Raw genomic sequence first — 16706 nt, forward strand, 5'->3', positions numbered from 1 at the left:
GCCACGGCAGAGGCGCGCGGGCTTTACAGTTTTTTTCAAGGCAGTTGTGTCGCAGGGCGCTCGGTGGCGGCTAGCATAAGGTGCTTCCACTCAAGGACGACACCATGGACCGTTCACTGCAACTCAACCGCATCAGCTGGGATGAGCGTGCCCCGTTGCACGCCGCTTCGAAGGACTACGAGGTCGAACGCCTGGTCCAGCAACACGGGCACTTGTCCGAAACCGTACGCTTCGACCTGCCATTGCTCGGTGACATCGACGGGCTTGATACGGTCCACTTGCAGTGCCACATCGGCACCGACACCCTGTCGCTGGCGCGCCTTGGCGCCAAGGTTTGTGGCCTGGATTATTCCAAGGCTTCGCTGGCCGAGGCACGGGCATTGGCCGAGCGATGCGCGCTGCCCATCCAGTATGTCGAGTCTGACGTCTATGCCGCCGACAAGGTACTGCCGGCGGGTACGTTCGACCTGGTCTACACCGGTATTGGCGCGCTCTGCTGGTTGCCCCGCATCGAGCCGTGGGCGCGCACCGTCGCGGCACTACTGAAACCGGGCGGGCGGCTGTTCCTGCGCGACGGGCACCCGATGCTGATGGCTGTCAACGAAGATCATCAGGACCGCCTGCAGCTCGAATATCCGTATTTCGAACACGAAGCGCCGACGGTGTGGCACACCGACCAGACCTACGTCGAAACCGATCAACGCCTGGCCCACACCGAAACCCACGAATGGAACCACGGCCTGGGAGAAGTGATCACTGCCTTGCTGGCCCACGGCCTGCAGCTGACAGCACTGGTCGAGCACCAGAGCATCCCCTGGGAGGCGCTGCCGGGGCAGATGGTCAAGGGCGAAGACGGCGAATATCGCCTGCGCGAGCAGCCTGCACGCCTGCCCCTGAGTTACACCTTGGTCGCCGTCAAAGCCTGATCAGGACAGGAAGCCACCGTCGACATTGAGCGTGGTGCCGGTGGTGTAGCTGGAGGCATCGCTGGCCAGGTACAGCACCGCGCCCGCCATTTCCTTGGGGTCGGCCATGCGTTTGAGGGGGATCTGCTGCAAGGCGGCGTTAAGGATGGCTTCGTTCTTCACCAATGCCGAAGCGAACTTGGTGTCGGTCAGCCCCGGCAGTAGCGCGTTGCAGCGAATACCGAAGGGTGCACACTCTTTGGCGAACACCTTGGTCATGTTGATGACCGCTGCCTTGGTCACCGAGTAGATGCCTTGGAACAGCCCGGGTGAAACACCGTTGATCGACGCCACGTTGATGATGCTGCCGCCGCCGTTCTCGCGCATCAGCTTGCCAGCCTCCACCGACATGAAGAAGTAACCACGGATGTTCACGTCCACGGTCTTCTGGAACGCCCCTGGGTCGGTGTCCAGCACATTGCAGAATTGCGGGTTGGTGGCAGCATTGTTGACCAGCACGTCCAGTCGCCCGAACTGTTCGCGAATGCCGGCGAACACCTGCTGAATCTGTTCCAGCTCACCAATGTGGCAGGCCACAGCCGTGGCCTTGCCGCCGGCGGCAATGATGGCGTCGGCCACCTGCTGGCACCCGTCAAGCTTGCGGCTGGAAACGATCACATGGGCCCCTTGCTGCGCGAGCAAGTGGGCGATGGCCTCGCCGATGCCTCGGCTGGCGCCGGAAACAAAGGCAATCTTGCCGTCGAGGTCGAACAGGTGGGTCTTGGACATGCTGTTTTCCTTGTTATCCGTCGTCGTGGGCTGTGCTCAGAGGCTGGACTTGGAAATGACCTGCAAGGTCATTTGTTCCAGCAAGCGGTTCATGTGAATGAACTGGGCGAAACGCTTGTCCTGGGTCTGGCCATGGTAGTAGCGGTAGTAGATCTGCTGAACGATGCCTGCCAGGCGGAACAGGCCATAGCAATAGTAGTAATCGAAGTTGTCCAGGCGGATGCCGGCGCGCTCGGCGTAGTAATCGACGAACTGGCGACGGCTGAGCATGCCCGGCGCGTTGCTCGGCTGGCGGCGCATCAACTGCACTGGCGCCGGGTCGCCGGCTTCGATCCAGTAGGCCAGGGAGTTGCCCAGGTCCATGAGTGGGTCGCCCAGGGTGGCCATTTCCCAGTCCAGCACACCGATGATGCGCATGGGGTTGTCCGCGTCCAGGATGACGTTGTCGAACCGGTAGTCGTTGTGCACGATGCCTGGGCGCGGGTGGTCGGCGGGCATTTTTTCGTGCAGCCAGGCGGTTACCGTTTCCCAGCGTGGCGCATCCGGTGTCAGGGCTTTTTCATAACGGCTGGTCCAGCCCTCGATCTGACGCTGCACGTAGCCCTCCGGCTTGCCCAGGTCGGCCAGGCCGCAGGCGGTGTAGTCCACCTGGTGCAGCTCGACCAGGCGGTCGATGAAGCTTTTGCACAGGGCTTCGGTCCGGCTGGCGTCCAGGTTCAGTTCGGCCGGGATGTCCGAGCGCAGGATGATGCCCTCGACCCGTTCCATCACATAGAACTCGCCGCCGATCAGGCCGGTGTCGGTGCAGTGTGCATAGGCCTTGGGGCAGTAGGGGAAGCCGCTGTTCAGCTGGTTGAGGATGCGGTACTCGCGACCCATGTCGTGGGCCGACTTGGCCTTTTGACCGAAGGGTGGTCGACGCAGCACGAAGTCGCGGCCCGGGTAGCTGACCAGGTAGGTGAGGTTGGAGGCGCCGCCAGGAAACTGGCTGATGCTCGGCAGGCCGTGCAGGCCGGGGATATTGGCTTTGAAGTAAGGGTCGATGACGGCCGCGTCGAGTTCTTCGCCGGGGCGTACCTGGGTGGACTGGTCGGTGAGCGTCATGCGTCTTCCTTATTCTCGATAGCAAGTACTATTGGGTAATCTAATGGTCCGCCGGGGTTGGAACAATCGTCCCATGTGCCAAATAGGTGAGGGTGTTGCTGGTGGATCACTGCACCGAATGCAGGGCAAAAAAAACCGAAGCCGTCAGGCTTCGGTTTTTCGATCATCCGGTATTCCCAGCCCTCAGGACGGGAACAGCTCGCTGAGTTTCATCGACAGCATCATGTCGCCTTCAACCCGCAGCTTGCCACCCATGAAGGCCTGCATGCCGTCGGTTTCGCCGCTTACGATACCCTTCAGGGTTTCGGCGTCCATCACCAGGGTGCAGTTGGCATCCGGGTTTTCGCCTTCCTGCAGGTCGCAGGTGCCGTCCTTGACGATCAGCGCGTAGTGCTTGTCTTCGTCGGTGATGTTGAAGCCGAACACCAGGTCCAGGCCGGCGGCAGCGGATGGGTTGAATTTCTCTTGCATCTTTTTGACGGCATCAGCTACGGAGGTCATGGCGCATTCCTTATAGAGTGATTTACACGTCCCCGCAGGGACACAACAAGCCGGGCTTATCGGTAGGTGACAAGCTCCGGCGCCCTCAACAGCTGCACATGGGCCTGGCTGTTGAAGGAGGCTAGTGCCACGTCGCGGCCGCGAAACTTCAGCTGGCTGAGCGACGTGTTGATGATCTGCCAGTTCAGCGCGAACGCCTGGCTGGGGGTAATACCGGTAACCAGGTGGAGCAGGGCGGCAATGGTGCCACCCGAGGTGAAGATAGCAACATGATCGCCGCTGCCGGCGCTGTCCAGCACGCGTTGCAGGCCCCCTTGTACGCGTGACGTAAACGAATGCCAGGTTTCCAGGCCATTATCGGCATGCTCGCCATCGTGCCAGCGCTGCACCATCAACGCGAACAGGCGCTGAAACTCGCTGCGATGCTGCGCAGCATTGCGCAGCACATGCAGGGCATCGGGCTCTTCCGGCAGCAGGTCGGGCAACAGGGCGCGGATCACCCCGTCGGCATCGAACTCATTGAATGCGGCGTCGGTCTCAATCGCCGGCACCGGGCAGCCGTTGGCGTGCAGCGCCTGCAGCGCCAGCCGTGCGGTATCCTGCTGGCGGCGCAGGTCGCCAGCCACGCAGCGGTCCAGCCGCACGCCCAACTGGGCCAGGTGTTCACCCAGGGCCTGGCTCTGGCGCACGCCCACGGGCGAGAGGACGTCGTAGTCATCGGCACCGAAGGAGGCTTGGCCATGTCGAATCAGGTAGAGATTGCCCACGAAAGGTTCCGGCCTGTTGGAGGTTGCTGCGAGGTTAGGATGCGGCTCACGGGCTGTCAACGAAAAAACATACAAGCGTTTGAAAAGGTTGTTTGAAAGATGTTGCCAGCGTTTACACCGGCTGGCAGCACCATAGACGCAACGGTATGCTTGCAACAGTGACGCGCCGTAGTGGCGCAGGCATTTAAGGAGTCAACGTGGAGTTTCTTGCCGAATACGCAAGCTTTCTCGCCAAAACCGCCACCCTGGTCATCGCCATCCTGGTGGTGCTGTCGGCCATCGCCGGTCTGCGTGGCAAAGGTCGGCGCAAATCGGGCGGGCAATTACAGGTCACCCGACTGAACGATTTTTACAAGGACCTGCGTGAGCGCCTGGAGTCCGGCCTGCTCGACAAGGCCCAGCTCAAGGCCCTGCGCAAGCAGCAGGCCAAGGCGGAAAAACAGCAGAAGAAGGGCAAGGCCGAAGACAAGAGCCGGGTATTCGTACTGGACTTCGATGGCGACATCAAAGCCTCGGCCACCGAAAGCCTGCGCAACGAAATCACCGCGCTGCTGACGCTCGCCACCGCGCGTGACGAAGTGGTACTGCGCCTGGAAAGCGGCGGTGGCCTGGTGCACAGTTACGGCTTGGCTGCGTCGCAACTGGCGCGTATTCGTCAGGCAGGCATCCCGTTGACCGTGTGCATCGACAAGGTGGCTGCCAGCGGTGGGTACATGATGGCCTGCATCGGCGAGAAGATCGTCAGCGCCCCATTCGCCGTACTGGGGTCTATTGGCGTGGTGGCGCAGTTACCCAACGTCAACCGCCTGTTGAAAAAGCACGACATCGACTTCGAAGTGCTGACTGCTGGCGAGTACAAGCGCACCCTGACCATCTTTGGCGAAAACACCGAGAAGGGCCGGGAGAAGTTCCAGGAAGACCTGGACATCACTCACCAGTTGTTCAAGGATTTCGTCTCCCGCTATCGTCCGCAGTTGCACATCGATGAAGTGGCCACTGGCGAAGTCTGGCTGGGCGTGGCCGCCTTGAATCGCAAGCTGGTTGACGAGTTGCAGACCAGTGACGAGTACCTGAGCGAGCGCGCACGCAACGCCAACCTGTTCCACCTGCACTATGCCGAACGCAAGAGCCTGCAGGAGCGTATTGGCATGGCCGCCAGTGGTACCGTGGAGAACACGGTGGTGGGCTTGTGGAGTAAACTCAGCCGCCTGCGCTAACACCTTGAACCCGTTGAAATTTTTTTTCGTTCAGGGGGTTGCAAGGTTAAAAGAATGAAGACATAATGGCGCCCATCGAAACGCAGCAAACTTTGAAAAAGGTTCAGCGTTTCAAGGAGATAGCAAAGCGCAAGCAGCTAGATCCGACCTTTGAGGCCGAGTAGCAAAGTGGTTATGCTCCGGATTGCAAATCCGTCTACGCCGGTTCGATTCCGACCTCGGCCTCCACCATTCGAAAGCCCCGCAGATTAACGTCTGCGGGGTTTTTCTTTGTGGTCTAGAAACGCCGATCATTTCCGCATCATCGGGCATCGTTTCCGCATCTGCCCACTATTTGGTCGGGCTGACCACCTCGCCGACGCGGCGATAAACGCGTTTGGTAATCTCCTCCTTGGAATGTCCGAGCAGCCGGCTGGCGTGGCTGATGTCCTCAATCTCCGATGCCGCCTTCGGTCGGATATCGCGGAACTGAAACTGCCGAACTTTGGTGGCCAAGTCTGTGTTGCCATCGGTGATCAGTTTGCGTGCTGCCTTGTCACGCGCCTCGCTGAAGCGGTTCCTCAGCATTTCCCAGCTCATGCGCAGGCCTGAATCGTTGGTGATGAGGCGTGAGTTGCGCACACCTTGCAGCTTGCGCCGCTCCAGGAGCTTCTCGATGAATAAGCCCAGACCAGTGAGTTCGCCGTTGACGTGCCGGCGGATGCGAAGTTTCTTGTCGGTCTTGTTCTGGTCGACCCACAGGTAGTCCTCGTCGAGGTCGACAGTGCTGAACTTCAATGTGTCGGCGGGGCGCTGGCCGGCTAGGTAGGCCAAGTCCATGGCGTCCTTCAAGCCCTGGTCAGCCTCCGCATACACTGCGTCCCAGACTTCGTCGGCGGCGTAGAAGTCGCGTACCTTCTCCTTATTGCGACGAACCGCCAGGCACGGATTTCGATCTGCGAACCCCCACTCCATGGCCATGGTGAATACATGCGAAAGCAGGGCGATTTCCCGGTTTGCCCTTGTTTTCGCGGTGCGGGCATCCCGATACTGTGCGACGATGGGCGGCGTGATGGCCTCGATGGGAGCGTCGGCAAAGGCCGTGCGCAGGCGCTCAAGCTCGTATTTGTTGTCTTTCTGGGTGCGTGGCGCCTTTGCCGGAATGATGTCACGCTCGTACCGGTCGAATAGCTCACCCATCGTTGCCATCACCTTCGGAGCTGCCTTGTGCTCCAGGCGTGCCCACTCAAGCTTGGCCTCGGCGAGGTCGGTCCCCAGTGGAATTTCCTGCCGATTTCCGTCTGCATCCCGCCCGTTGTAGTAGTACCCGACCCACAATTTACCGCTCTTCAGCTTGCGAACTCGCCGCAGCATCCGAGGCGGCAGGTCCTTGTTCGATGCCTTCCTGTTGCGCATCTGTTACCCCACGCGCGATAAGTCTAATGTCCAAGTTTCTGTTGCAGCATTCGTTGCGGTTGGCTTCACGCCGGCCATTTTGAGGCGGGCGTATACCCGCCCAACAACGGGCCGCCGGGCCCGAGTCAGCGTGTACTGCCAGCCGTTTTTGGCCAGCCAGGCGATTTGTTTGCTTGGGATCTGGTAGCCGGTGATTCGCATCACCTCTTCCTCATCAAGAAACTCGCTTGCATGTTCCATAGTGCGGGCTCCGCGCCTTCGATGGCGGCAGGTTGGGGTTCTCGTTCGGGACATGATCTGCTCGTCCAGCCTGGGTGGTGGTGAAGCCCGCGGCTTGGCGGATCTTGGCGCAGCGGCTGTGTTTGCCGCGTGTGCGTGGAACGCTGCAGACATCACACATAACGGACATGGCGGGGCGAACGAAGCTCTGTACTCCCTTTGCATCCCTGGTGTTCGGCTTGTAATTGGGCCTGGTCGTCACAGCGAGTACCTCTCATGGATTCGACGAGCGTTCGGGCTCACGGCCAAGTGCTCGAAGTTCTGTCGGCTGCTCACCGTGAATAGCGTCTCTGGCTGAGGGTGTCGGGCTTCGTTGAGGCGCTGGAATTCGACCCAAACGGCGATCAGCGCGGTGACAAGCACAAGGCTGATCAGTTGCCAAACGCGGACATTGTTAGCCATGCTGGCGACCCTGACTGAGTTGGTTGAGCACCTGCCTGCTCGCAAGCTCGAACAGCTCGTTGACAGAGATTGGCGTAAGCGACTGCTCACAATTGCGCACGGCGTCAAAACGCGTGCGATACAGCCCGGCCTGGCCGAGCCACGCGATGGCGTGATGCTCAGCGTTCGAAACGGAGCAGGGTGTCGCTAGGCGTTCACCTTGAGAGCCAAGCTTGCATTTCTTGCAGATGTGATAACCCCCGTCATACGGGTCAACCGTTTCCCAGAGGTGCTTGTGTATGGTCATGCTGCACTCCCAGCGTTTGCGCGGCCGGCCGGAGTGTCGCCCAGCTGGATGTGAATTCGTTTAGCTAGACCTCCCAATTGGGTGGCTTGCAAGCCGGCGCGTGATGCCTGCTGAGTTGCCTTCATGGCGGTTAGAGTCCGCTCAGTCAGGTTCAAGGTCTCGATGGCGTTGATAAGCAGCTCGAAATCTGCCCTGGTCACTGCTAATCCGGTGTAGGACATGATCCGGGCTTCTAGCTCACGGATGCTGCCTTTGAGGTGTGCGACAGTCAGGTGATGCTTGCGCTGATCCGCTTCGGTCTGGACTCGGGCTTGGTCCAGGTCGTCCTGAAGCCCTTTTATCTGCAATTTCAGATCGGCTTTCTCCTCAATGCGCAGCAGGTTAATGGCTGGCCCGGTAGTCGCAGTACCGAAGGTTTGTCCGGTGACCTTGCCGCCGAACGCGTGCTGCTGTAGGTAGAAAAACCGTGCCGCTCGCTGGATATCGGTCAGGGTTTCAGGGCGCGTCATCTTCTGCCACTCGAAGATCTGCCGCGAGCTAAGCGCCCACTTGAACTGGCGCACGAACTCCTCCAAGTGGTTCTGTACCACGCGGTAGAGGGTTACGAGATCACCATTGAGATCGTTCAGCACCTCCACCGGCGCGGGCTGGGGACGCATGAAGAACAACGCGGCGCCGCCGGCGAAGACTTCGACATAACACTCATGAGGGGGAAAAAGAGGAATCAAGCGGTCGGCCAGGCGGCGTTTGCCACCCATCCAGGGAATAATTGGAGAGGTCATAGGCATGCAAGTCTTTACTGTATGAATAAACAGGTGTTAGGCTCACCGCGCTTTGTGCACAAGGCAGAGGCCACGGCTGGACTTGCAGGAAGGGTCTGCGGGTTCGGCGGGGCGGGCTGGATGTTGGCGCATCCACCCGGCTCGCCTCTTTTCACTTGGTGACTGTGCGAACGTAGGCCTGGCAGGCCTTCAGTGCGATCAGTCCGCGGTCACCGTCGTCGGTGATGCCGATAATTCCTTGAGCATACGCTGGGTCAAGTCGGGCGCGAACGGCTCCATGAACCACGCCTCCGGCGCAGGCGGCTTCTCGCACCCCACTGTCACCACCCGGGGCGGCAAAAGCTCCGGCGTCGACAAGGACTGACAGCCGCAAGTCAGTAGTAGCCAGCCTGTCACGCAGGCGAGCTTGAATCTGTTGTGCATCGCTCATCTCCTTCCAATGTGTTCTGCCCTGGTCCCGCAGGCGATCCTCCAGATCTTTGCGCTGAGCTTTCTGTTCTGCCAGCTGCTCCAAGGCTGCAGCTGCAGCTTCCTCACGCTCACGACCGTGAGCCCGATCCCTGTCCGCCAACTGCTGGATATAACCTGCAGCCTGCTCAGCCAGCTGCTTTCCGTACTCGCTGGCCTGCCAGACCCAGGCCCCACGCCCGCCGGCATAGAGCCCATCCGGGTCGGCCTGGTTTGGCCACGCCAAAGAGCGCCGACTCAGCTCAACCCCATCCGGTACCCGAAACACGACACGGAAACGCGCCGGGTTACCCACGGTTGTTGGATATGCAGCTGCGAGCGCTTCCAGATCCAGCCCAAATGCATCGCGCAAAGCAATACGGGACAGCGCGACATCATCCACATCAAGCGAACAGACACGACTAGGGCCGAGCACAACACCAAGGTTGTGGTCGGGATGCTCCAACCAGAACGTCTCCGCAGCATCTGCATCGGTGATATAGCCGCCAGGGGTATTCCAAGCCTTACCTTTTGGCCCTTTTTCGCCCGGCTCAATGGGCACCAGGGCGAGTCCAAAGGTTTCGATGTAACGGCGCGCCCATCCGGCCGTAGTTGCTACAGGGCGCTCACTCATCGACGGCGCTCCCGCAGCTCCTGGCAGTCGACGCAGGTATCGCAGCCCTCGACAGTCTGCTGTCGAGCCAACGGAATCGGCTCGCCGCAATCGTCGCAGAACTGGGCACTCGGCTTGCCAGGTATCCTCTGGCTGTCCACCCTGAGCATTCTGCCTTTCCTCTTTGCAAAAGCCCGTCATCGCGCCTTCAACAGAGGCCTTGACACTGGCAAACAGCGCCTGAACCTGTCCGCCGCGTGGCAACGTCTCGCGGGTACCTACGTCGAGAACCTGTCCTGGCTCGACTGTGCCGAGCGCTACGATCGAGCACATACGTTCTTCTACATGGATCCGCCATACTGGCAGACCGCCGGCTATGGCGTGGACTTCTCCTTCGAGGAGTACGAGCGCATGGCCGATTTCATGCGCCGCTGCAAGGGCAAGGTGATGGTCAGCATCAACGACCACCCGGACATCAGGCGAGCCTTCGACGGCTTTCACTTCGAGTGCTTGGACATCCGCTACAGCAACACAAACCAGCGTCAGGGTAAGGCGGAGATTACCGGAGAACTGGTAATCATGAATTGGCAGCCTTCAGTATTGGAGCAACTTTTCTAATTGTAGCAAGTGAAGCCATCTGACAATCTCAATGCAAAGAATAAGTAACAAATTGAAGGTCGACATGCTTTCTCCAAGGTGAGCTTTAGCGTTCAGGGGTTATGTGAGATGGCTTCGAGTCCACGTTGGTAGCGAATTTAATATGAGTCTTTTGAATCTTGTCAATAGTTTGGTTGAATTGGGGTGTGAGGTTTTGCACATGGTTCGAGCCCCGTGCGCCATGGGCTGCGTGCGTTTTTACGGTTTTGCGTAAAAGCGTTTTGGTTCATTTGAACATTGGTTGGAATGTAGATTTCTACATTTGAAGATTTAAAGATTTCTTTATTTGAAGATTTCTTTAGCTAAACTTTTTGCTGGTAGCTGGGGCAGTTCACTAGTTTTAGCCGCTAAAACTGCTGCCCCGGCGTTGGCTGAGGTTTATTCAATTCCCAGGTACTATCAGTTCAGCCCCCTGATTTCGTACATTGCCCACCGCTTTGCGTACGGCATGCCACTTAAAATCGCCGGCGACTCGACAACCCGTTCGCACTATCTCTTCAGCGCGCTCAGGCGAGGTGGATGGCGAGATCCACTCACATGCAACCTCTGGTGTGAGCACAAGAGGTTTTCGGTCGTGTATATCGAGTAGTCCCTGATCGGCAGCCGCTGTAATGATCACAAACCCGTCTCGCTCATCCGGCTCGACGCCGTGGTGCACCTCGGCAAGCGCCGCGAAATAGAGCGGTTTTCCGTCGGTGCTGGTGATGTAGTAGGGCTGTTTACGTTTGAGGTCTGTTGGATCGGGTATCCATTCAAACCATCCATTTGCCGGCGCCAAAGCTCGGCCGCTTGGCCACAAGCCTTTGAAAAATTTCCCCGTCACCACCGTCTCGGCCCGAGCATTGATCGGATCTGGACGCTTCCCTTCGCCCAAAATGGCGACCATCCCCACTTCACGCGATCAACGTACAGCCCATCCCCAGCTTGGTGGATGATCTCGACCCGCGTCGACGGCGCAACGTTGTAGCGATTGATCGGCTCATGGTCATAGCCGTTGATCACTACAAGGTCCAAAGCTAGCTGCCGCAGGTAGTGATCCATCGACTCGTAAATCGAGTAGCGTCCACACATATCCACCTCTCGCCTGTCAGAATTTTCGCTTCCCAGGATTGACCGGGCGTACGATGCAGGATTAACTGTATATGCATACAGTTTGCATCGGACCTTCCATCATGACCATCACTTTTCTGGGTACGCCAACCGGCGGTACCGAACCGCTGCCGCTGTACTCATTCCATGTGCCAGCAGGTTTTCCGTCGCCTGCAGCAGACCATCTGGAAGGTCATATTTCGCTTGATGAGTTGTTCGACCTCCGCGCACCCCATGTGTATCTGGTAAAAGTCGAGGGCGACAGCATGCAAGGGGCGGGGATCTACTCTGGTGACCTGGTCATCGTAGACAGAGGGCGTGAGGCAGAGCATGGCGACATCGTCATTGCAGCTGTGAACAGCGAGCCCATCTGCAAGCGGCTTCACCGCCGTGACGGAGTAGTGATCCTCAAATCCGAAAACCCGGCGTACCCACCGCGGTACATCATGGAGGGCGATGAGTTGGTCATCTGGGGTGTGGTGCGGTACAGCGTGCGCGATCATGCGCAGTGATCAGGTGTTCGCGCTGATTGACTGCAACTCGTTCTATGCGAGCTGTGAGCGTGTGTTCCGTCCTGATCTAGCCAAGACTCCCATAGTAGTGCTCAGCAACAACGACGGCTGCGTGATCGCACGCTCATACGATGCCAAGCCTTACGTGAAAATGGGCGAGCCTTATTTCCAGGCGAAGGAAAAACTTCGCCGGCATGGCATCGTGGCGTTCTCGTCGAACTACGCGCTGTATGGCGACATGAGCGAGCGCGTCATGTCTCTGATCGAATCGATGGTGCCCGCGGCCGAGGTCTATTCGATCGACGAGTGTTTCGCCGATCTCACAGGCGTGACGGGCAGCCTTACTCAGTTCGGCCGGGACGTTCGCGCTAGGGTGCTCCGTTGCACGGGAATCCCCGTCGGTGTAGGCATCGCCCGTACCAAGACTCTGGCGAAGCTCGCCAACCACACCGCGAAGCGCTTGCAGGCGCAGACAGGTGGGGTGGTCGATATTACCGACGACTTCAAGCGCGACTGGGTGCTTCGTAACACTGAGGTTAAAGAGGTGTGGGGCATCGGCCGACGGATGACAGTGCATCTGGAATCCATGGGCATCCACACGGCAATGGATCTGGCCAAGGCAGATCCGAGAATGTTGCGCGACAAGTTCAGTGTGGTGGTAGAGAAGACGGCGCGTGAACTCGCCGGCACGCCTTGCCTTGAACTGGATGAGGCAGATCCACCGAAGCAGGAGATATGCTGTAGCCGGATGTTCGGCAAGCGTCTGACGGAGTTGGCACCAATCAAACAGGCAGTGGCCACTTACACTGGGCGGGCAGCGGAAAAGCTGCGCGCCCAGGGCTCGGTGTGCAAGCGCATGCGAGTATCGATCCGCACAGGTATGCTCAACCCCAATGAACTGCACTTCGCCAAGGGTGCCCTAGTCGACCTGCGGTATCCCACCAACGACACCTTACTCTTGACCAGGGCGGCAACTGAGGCCGTGCAGCGTGTCTACCAGGCTGGGTACCGCTACAGTAAGGCCGAGGTGTTGCTGCTTGATCTGCGGCAGCCTGGCGAGTTCACCGATGATCTGTTCGCGCTAACGCAGCCACTGGCTAGTGGCCGACTGATGTCAGCGCTCGACAAGATCAACGACAGGTATGGCAGGGGAACGGTGCGGGCCGGGAGCGTCCCCCGCACCCCCGATTGGGGAATGCGCCGGGAAATGATGAGCCAGTCGTACACGACGCGAATCGACCAACTTTGGACTGTAGAGGCCCGGTAATCATCTGTCTCGCAAATGCTTACCAATGCTTCAGGAACAGCAAGCTTGAGTCTAGTACTCTTGTGCGTATACAACTACGGACTCGCTGCTATCAATAATGGAGGAGTCTCTGTAAATGTCTTCAAGTTCTTCATAGGAAAGGGCTCTCGAGCCTACCTTGCCCCTATTAAACATATGCTCAAATAGTTCTCCCGTCAGCGAGGTGTGCTTGATTTTATCATATTCTAACTTATGGCCATCTGAGCGGGTCTCTGTTTTGCATCTATCGATCGCGCATATAGGCAAGTGCTCGCCTCGGGATATAAGCTTTTGATTGGCGTTTTGAAGCTTATCTGTCGGGCGGATAAAAGCCGAGCAATGAGGAAACCTATACGGGCGTTCTCTAGAGGCATCCTCACACAGCTGCTGGTCGCATGAGAAACACTTAAGTCTAGCGAGTTGCCGCTGCATGCGTTCATCAGAGATGTATAGAGTTTTCCCGTCCCACATTTTATATTGAACTATCACGAGATTAACGGTTTGAGTTAGTTCATCGTGCCGCTCGTAGATAACATCGGCGCCGGTTATGTGCTCGGGCTTGTCGGGATGCAGTACGCGTAGGCGCAAGCGGTTTCCGTCAGGGAGTTGATAGTCCTTTCTCGCCAATCCAGTGCCAAGCGTAGGCAATTCTCTATCTGCGTTATACGCATCGCGGAATATGAGCTTGTTTTCAGTATGTTCGACAGGAGATAGCTCTTCTCTCGCCTTCTCATACGCACCTAATTTTCGTCTCAGCTGATCAGTTTTGGACTGGTTGTTCTGCTCAAGCTTCGCAATGGTAAGAAGAGATTGAAGTAAGTCAATTTCCGCCTGCAAAAGATCCAAAGGCGATACGTATCTTGATTGCTGTACTGATAATAGGGTTGCACGTTGGCGAAATTCTTTTACTATGTCGCTCTCACGTTCTCGTCGCAATAGACTTTTTTCAGCCCCAAGGAGTTCGGGGTAAAGCTCACCGCCCAGTTCCAAGGTGTTTTCGTATGTACCTTTGGTCATGTCTCCTTTTGTTGCGATCTTGACCATAGCCCGCAGGGCGTTAAGAGTGATCCACTCCTGGTTGATTCGGATAATGTCTTCGGATTCTTCCATTACTTGATCCTTTTGCGGGGTGTTAAGTTATTCTTTGTAATAATCCCGAGTAGCGTGGAGGGCGCCAAAGCCGCTGTTTAGAGCCGGCTTTGGCGCTCTGTGCCTTTGTGATGACTCTGGCGAGCGTTAGAATCCATATTTCTTCCAATCATAAAATGCCATTAGGCGACGGAAATGATATCTATTTTTACAAGTAATCAGATGTCCATAGTTGTCCTGCAAATATTTACCTAAGGCGTCGATGTCAAAATTCTGCAGCAGCGGAGTCATGCTGACAATTTCGGACTCAGTGGCTGCGTTTAGGAACTCAACAAATGGAAGTTTCTGGTATTTTGCGGTTTGAGGGACGTTAGAAGTTGCGAAGTCTTCTGCTTTGCGATTGATTAGTCGGTCTAGTTTCAGTCCGGATTCTGTATATTTATCCCTGCTGGTGATGCCCAGTTCGCGCAGGTATTTGAAAATGGGTACAAATTTTGTTTGTTTCGGTAGGAGGGCGATGGTCGTGTCCAGCAGTTTTTTGGCATCAAAGTTTTTATTGTTAAGTATCAAGTCTTCGAATATGTCGCCTGTGGCAATTCCTTTATAGCCCGTCTCGCCAACTTTCCCGATTACTCCAAGCCCGAATACAACTTCGATATCGTCTTTGTTCTGTACTTGGTCGTAGTCGATGACTGCAATTTTTTTGTCAGGATTCTGACCCTTAACTATTTCATATACTCTTTCTTTGCAGAACCTCAATACTCGGGCTGGAAGCTTTCGTTCGAACTGTGCAATGGCGCCGTAGACTGGCGTGAAGCTACTTGTCTTGACTACCTTGACAGGGATCTGAATAGAGTCGAACTGTAGATAGGACGTTTCAATTGTGGGGCCTGAGTTGGGCTCATTCCGATCTATAAAAATAAGGTTGTCACGAAGCTTGTCAATATTTTCTCGGCCGATGCAGAGAGATATTGATTTGAGGAGGTCTCTTATGTTGTGGTCGGATATCGAATATCCAATAAAGATAACTGGATGTTCTACAAATATCGTGATTAGCTTTGAGGCGAGGTAAGCATTTCGATTGTTGTAGTCGTGGTAATCAGTGTCTGTCAGAATAAGCGAGTCTGGGGCGGTATAACATCCGTGAATTTTGTAGATTTCGCCAACATTCATTGTGTTGGAGAATAGAAGTTCTTTCTGTCCAACATATTTAGTGTGATCAGGGAAAAGGGTTTCAGCGAATCCATCCCAATTGGTGGTTATTATGCCGTCAACATCGCACTCCTTGAGCGCTTCAATTTCCTCCATTATGCCCGCTGGTGGCTCTATCAGATGTTTCTGTTTTAGATACTCACAGATTTCTAGCCGGAGGGGGGAGGTTTTGTCCTTGATGAGGTGTCCAAACTGCTGTCTTTGTTGTGCATAGTCTTCGTGCCCCCACCATAGGTCATGGAAGTCATCAGCTATAAGTTGTGCGGATCTGGGCGTGTTGTTGTTTGCGCTACTCTTATAGTACGCGTAAGGCCTGCCAGTTAAGCAAAAACGGCTGAGCAGTCCTTCCCAGTCTTCAAGTCCGATATATCGTCTGGAAAAACCGGAGCCCAGAAAAAGAAATGGGCCAGAGGACCGCTGGGAAAAAACGGAGCTGAGTTCTGCTTCGATATCCATGTAAACGGTATCCTTATGAGCGTTTTGTTAGGCGCCGGGCAGTGGTGGCGAGGTAGTGGCTCGGTCGGGCTTGATTTTGCTGAGCGGCGCAGTACTGGTCAATGGGGCACGTGCCGATTGATGAGGCTCTCAGGCGAGTCCTGATGCAGAAGATGTTTCGCTAAGATTTGGATAGCTTAGATGCAGAGTACGAGGGATGATGGTAAAAAAATGGTACGGAAGTATCTCGTTGGGGCTAAATGCTAATAAAGTCAATGACCTAGGGAAAAGTAGTCCCAATCCATCATCGGGGCAGCCGTCACGCTGCAGCTTTTGGCTGGGTCGCTCGATGAGGTACTTGAGACAGCGAGCGTAGCTGATTCAGGATCTTAACCGCTCGATCCCAACCGAGATCGCCTCCGCATGCGAGTCCAGTGCCGTCAGGGCCACCATGACGTTGTCATGGATGTGAGTCGAACCACGCTGACTAACCCAGAGCGACAGCTCTTCAAGGGCTGCTCTGAGGGCTGTTTGATTCATTAGCAGCAGTTCCATGGTGTCTGCTGCGATCGCTGCTTTCTCATCCATAGGCGGGCTCCTGGCATCGTAGGTTAAGGGAAAATCGACAAATTCTGGGGCGATTGAGAGCGGAATATGCCATTTGCTTAGGCGAGGATACCCGTTTTTCCTGGCCTCTGGCGGCCTGACGAGCCAGCCGGGCGGGTTCAAGTCCCTATCATGGCTGCCAATGTGCCTATAGTAGTAGCGGAGGCAATAGACGATGAGAAGGCATAGAGGCCATGATCATGCCGGGCGATCCGTTGATACTTGAGGCTGCGGAAGCGGTAAGTCGGTACCATGTGGCTCAAGCAGCAGGCAGTCCAGCCCAGCAAGTGGAGCGTTGTCGCCTTCTGGGTCGGCAGAGGGCAGTCGCGATCGG

General features: G+C 56.6%; 18 protein-coding genes, 1 tRNA gene and 3 pseudogenes. 6 read left to right on the forward strand and 16 right to left on the reverse strand.

Features of this window, described 5'->3' with window-relative positions; all coding sequences use genetic code 11:
- The first annotated feature begins 104 nt into the window (after positions 1-104).
- On the forward strand, positions 105-926 hold the full coding sequence (locus tag AC3RCM_RS09995) for a class I SAM-dependent methyltransferase (RefSeq protein WP_064492614.1): 822 nt from the start codon (positions 105-107) through the stop codon (positions 924-926).
- Here AC3RCM_RS09995 and AC3RCM_RS10000 read toward each other — a convergent pair whose 3' ends face one another.
- From AC3RCM_RS10000 to AC3RCM_RS10015, 4 genes are all read right to left on the reverse strand, one after another.
- Entirely contained in the window at positions 927-1694 is a 768-nt protein-coding gene (locus tag AC3RCM_RS10000; protein WP_492629551.1) for an SDR family oxidoreductase, read from the reverse strand.
- A 36-nt stretch (positions 1695-1730) separates the two neighbouring features.
- Positions 1731-2798, reverse strand: coding sequence for a phosphotransferase family protein (locus AC3RCM_RS10005; RefSeq protein WP_064492613.1), 1068 nt, complete (start codon positions 2796-2798; stop codon positions 1731-1733).
- A gap of 183 nt (positions 2799-2981) precedes the next feature.
- Entirely contained in the window at positions 2982-3299 is a 318-nt protein-coding gene (locus AC3RCM_RS10010; RefSeq protein WP_003251077.1) for an SCP2 sterol-binding domain-containing protein, read from the reverse strand.
- 56 nt (positions 3300-3355) lie between these two features.
- Complete coding sequence (locus AC3RCM_RS10015; RefSeq protein WP_104886327.1) at positions 3356-4066, reverse strand: histidine phosphatase family protein; 711 nt, start codon at positions 4064-4066, stop codon at positions 3356-3358.
- A gap of 197 nt (positions 4067-4263) precedes the next feature.
- Between AC3RCM_RS10015 and sohB the strand changes: the two genes are divergently transcribed.
- Positions 4264-5283, forward strand: a complete 1020-nt coding sequence (gene sohB / locus AC3RCM_RS10020) for a protease SohB (protein WP_064492611.1) — start codon at positions 4264-4266, stop codon at positions 5281-5283.
- A gap of 154 nt (positions 5284-5437) precedes the next feature.
- A tRNA-Cys gene (locus AC3RCM_RS10025) sits at positions 5438-5511 on the forward strand.
- A gap of 102 nt (positions 5512-5613) precedes the next feature.
- Here AC3RCM_RS10025 and AC3RCM_RS10030 read toward each other — a convergent pair.
- The 8 genes and pseudogenes from AC3RCM_RS10030 to AC3RCM_RS10065 all read right to left on the reverse strand — a co-directional run bounded on the left by AC3RCM_RS10030 (position 5614) and on the right by AC3RCM_RS10065 (position 9657).
- Complete coding sequence (locus AC3RCM_RS10030; protein WP_339534014.1) at positions 5614-6678, reverse strand: tyrosine-type recombinase/integrase; 1065 nt, start codon at positions 6676-6678, stop codon at positions 5614-5616.
- Between the two features lie 3 nt (positions 6679-6681).
- Positions 6682-6918 (reverse strand): DUF4224 domain-containing protein, encoded by a 237-nt coding sequence (locus AC3RCM_RS10035; protein WP_099454697.1) that lies wholly within the window; start codon positions 6916-6918, stop codon positions 6682-6684.
- Positions 6919-7155: 237 nt separating this feature from the next.
- The gene (locus tag AC3RCM_RS10040; protein WP_492629552.1) at positions 7156-7359 is read right to left on the reverse strand and encodes a hypothetical protein; all 204 of its coding nucleotides are present in this window, start codon (positions 7357-7359) and stop codon (positions 7156-7158) included.
- A complete protein-coding gene (locus AC3RCM_RS10045) occupies positions 7352-7645 on the reverse strand; it encodes a hypothetical protein (protein ID WP_339534018.1) in 294 nt (97 codons plus the stop codon). Before AC3RCM_RS10045 ends, AC3RCM_RS10040 begins: the two co-directional genes overlap by 8 nt.
- Positions 7642-8427 carry a DNA adenine methylase gene (locus AC3RCM_RS10050; RefSeq protein ID WP_492629680.1) on the reverse strand — a complete coding sequence of 262 codons (786 nt, stop codon included), beginning with the start codon at positions 8425-8427 and terminating at the stop codon, positions 7642-7644. The genes AC3RCM_RS10045 and AC3RCM_RS10050 overlap by 4 nt, the downstream gene beginning before the upstream one ends.
- A 151-nt stretch (positions 8428-8578) precedes the next feature.
- Entirely contained in the window at positions 8579-9121 is a 543-nt protein-coding gene (locus AC3RCM_RS10055) for a lysis system spanin subunit (RefSeq protein WP_492629681.1), read from the reverse strand.
- Positions 9122-9178: 57 nt separating this feature from the next.
- A pseudogene (locus AC3RCM_RS10060) lies at positions 9179-9508 on the reverse strand (bifunctional DNA primase/polymerase); the annotation flags it as partial.
- On the reverse strand, positions 9505-9657 hold the full coding sequence (locus tag AC3RCM_RS10065; protein ID WP_492629553.1) for a TraR/DksA C4-type zinc finger protein: 153 nt from the start codon (positions 9655-9657) through the stop codon (positions 9505-9507). The pseudogene AC3RCM_RS10060 and the gene AC3RCM_RS10065, both read right to left, overlap by 4 nt.
- 73 nt (positions 9658-9730) lie before the next feature.
- Between AC3RCM_RS10065 and AC3RCM_RS10070 the strand changes: the two are divergent.
- Positions 9731-10105, forward strand: a pseudogene (locus AC3RCM_RS10070) (DNA adenine methylase); the annotation flags it as partial.
- A gap of 520 nt (positions 10106-10625) precedes the next feature.
- Here the strand turns inward: AC3RCM_RS10070 and AC3RCM_RS10075 are convergent.
- Positions 10626-11215: pseudogene (locus tag AC3RCM_RS10075) on the reverse strand (SOS response-associated peptidase family protein); the annotation flags it as partial.
- Positions 11216-11316: 101 nt separating this feature from the next.
- Between AC3RCM_RS10075 and AC3RCM_RS10080 the strand changes: the two are divergent.
- Together AC3RCM_RS10080 and umuC are read left to right on the forward strand one after the other, a co-directional pair.
- Positions 11317-11745 (forward strand): LexA family protein, encoded by a 429-nt coding sequence (locus AC3RCM_RS10080; protein ID WP_374375813.1) that lies wholly within the window; start codon positions 11317-11319, stop codon positions 11743-11745.
- A complete protein-coding gene (gene umuC, locus AC3RCM_RS10085; protein WP_492629554.1) occupies positions 11735-13012 on the forward strand; it encodes a translesion error-prone DNA polymerase V subunit UmuC in 1278 nt (425 codons plus the stop codon). The genes AC3RCM_RS10080 and umuC overlap by 11 nt, the downstream gene beginning before the upstream one ends.
- 51 nt (positions 13013-13063) lie before the next feature.
- On the opposite strand, the gene AC3RCM_RS10090 is transcribed toward umuC, so the two are convergent.
- The 3 genes from AC3RCM_RS10090 to AC3RCM_RS10100 form a co-directional block, all read right to left on the reverse strand.
- Positions 13064-14140, reverse strand: coding sequence for a hypothetical protein (locus AC3RCM_RS10090; protein WP_492629555.1), 1077 nt, complete (start codon positions 14138-14140; stop codon positions 13064-13066).
- Positions 14141-14266: 126 nt separating this feature from the next.
- Positions 14267-15787 carry an SIR2 family protein gene (locus AC3RCM_RS10095; protein ID WP_492629556.1) on the reverse strand — a complete coding sequence of 507 codons (1521 nt, stop codon included), beginning with the start codon at positions 15785-15787 and terminating at the stop codon, positions 14267-14269.
- Between the two features lie 360 nt (positions 15788-16147).
- The gene (locus AC3RCM_RS10100; protein WP_492629557.1) at positions 16148-16354 is read right to left on the reverse strand and encodes a hypothetical protein; all 207 of its coding nucleotides are present in this window, start codon (positions 16352-16354) and stop codon (positions 16148-16150) included.
- Positions 16355-16706: the final 352 nt, after the last annotated feature.

Source organism: Pseudomonas sp. GW823-FHT05G12 (genome assembly GCF_058795575.1).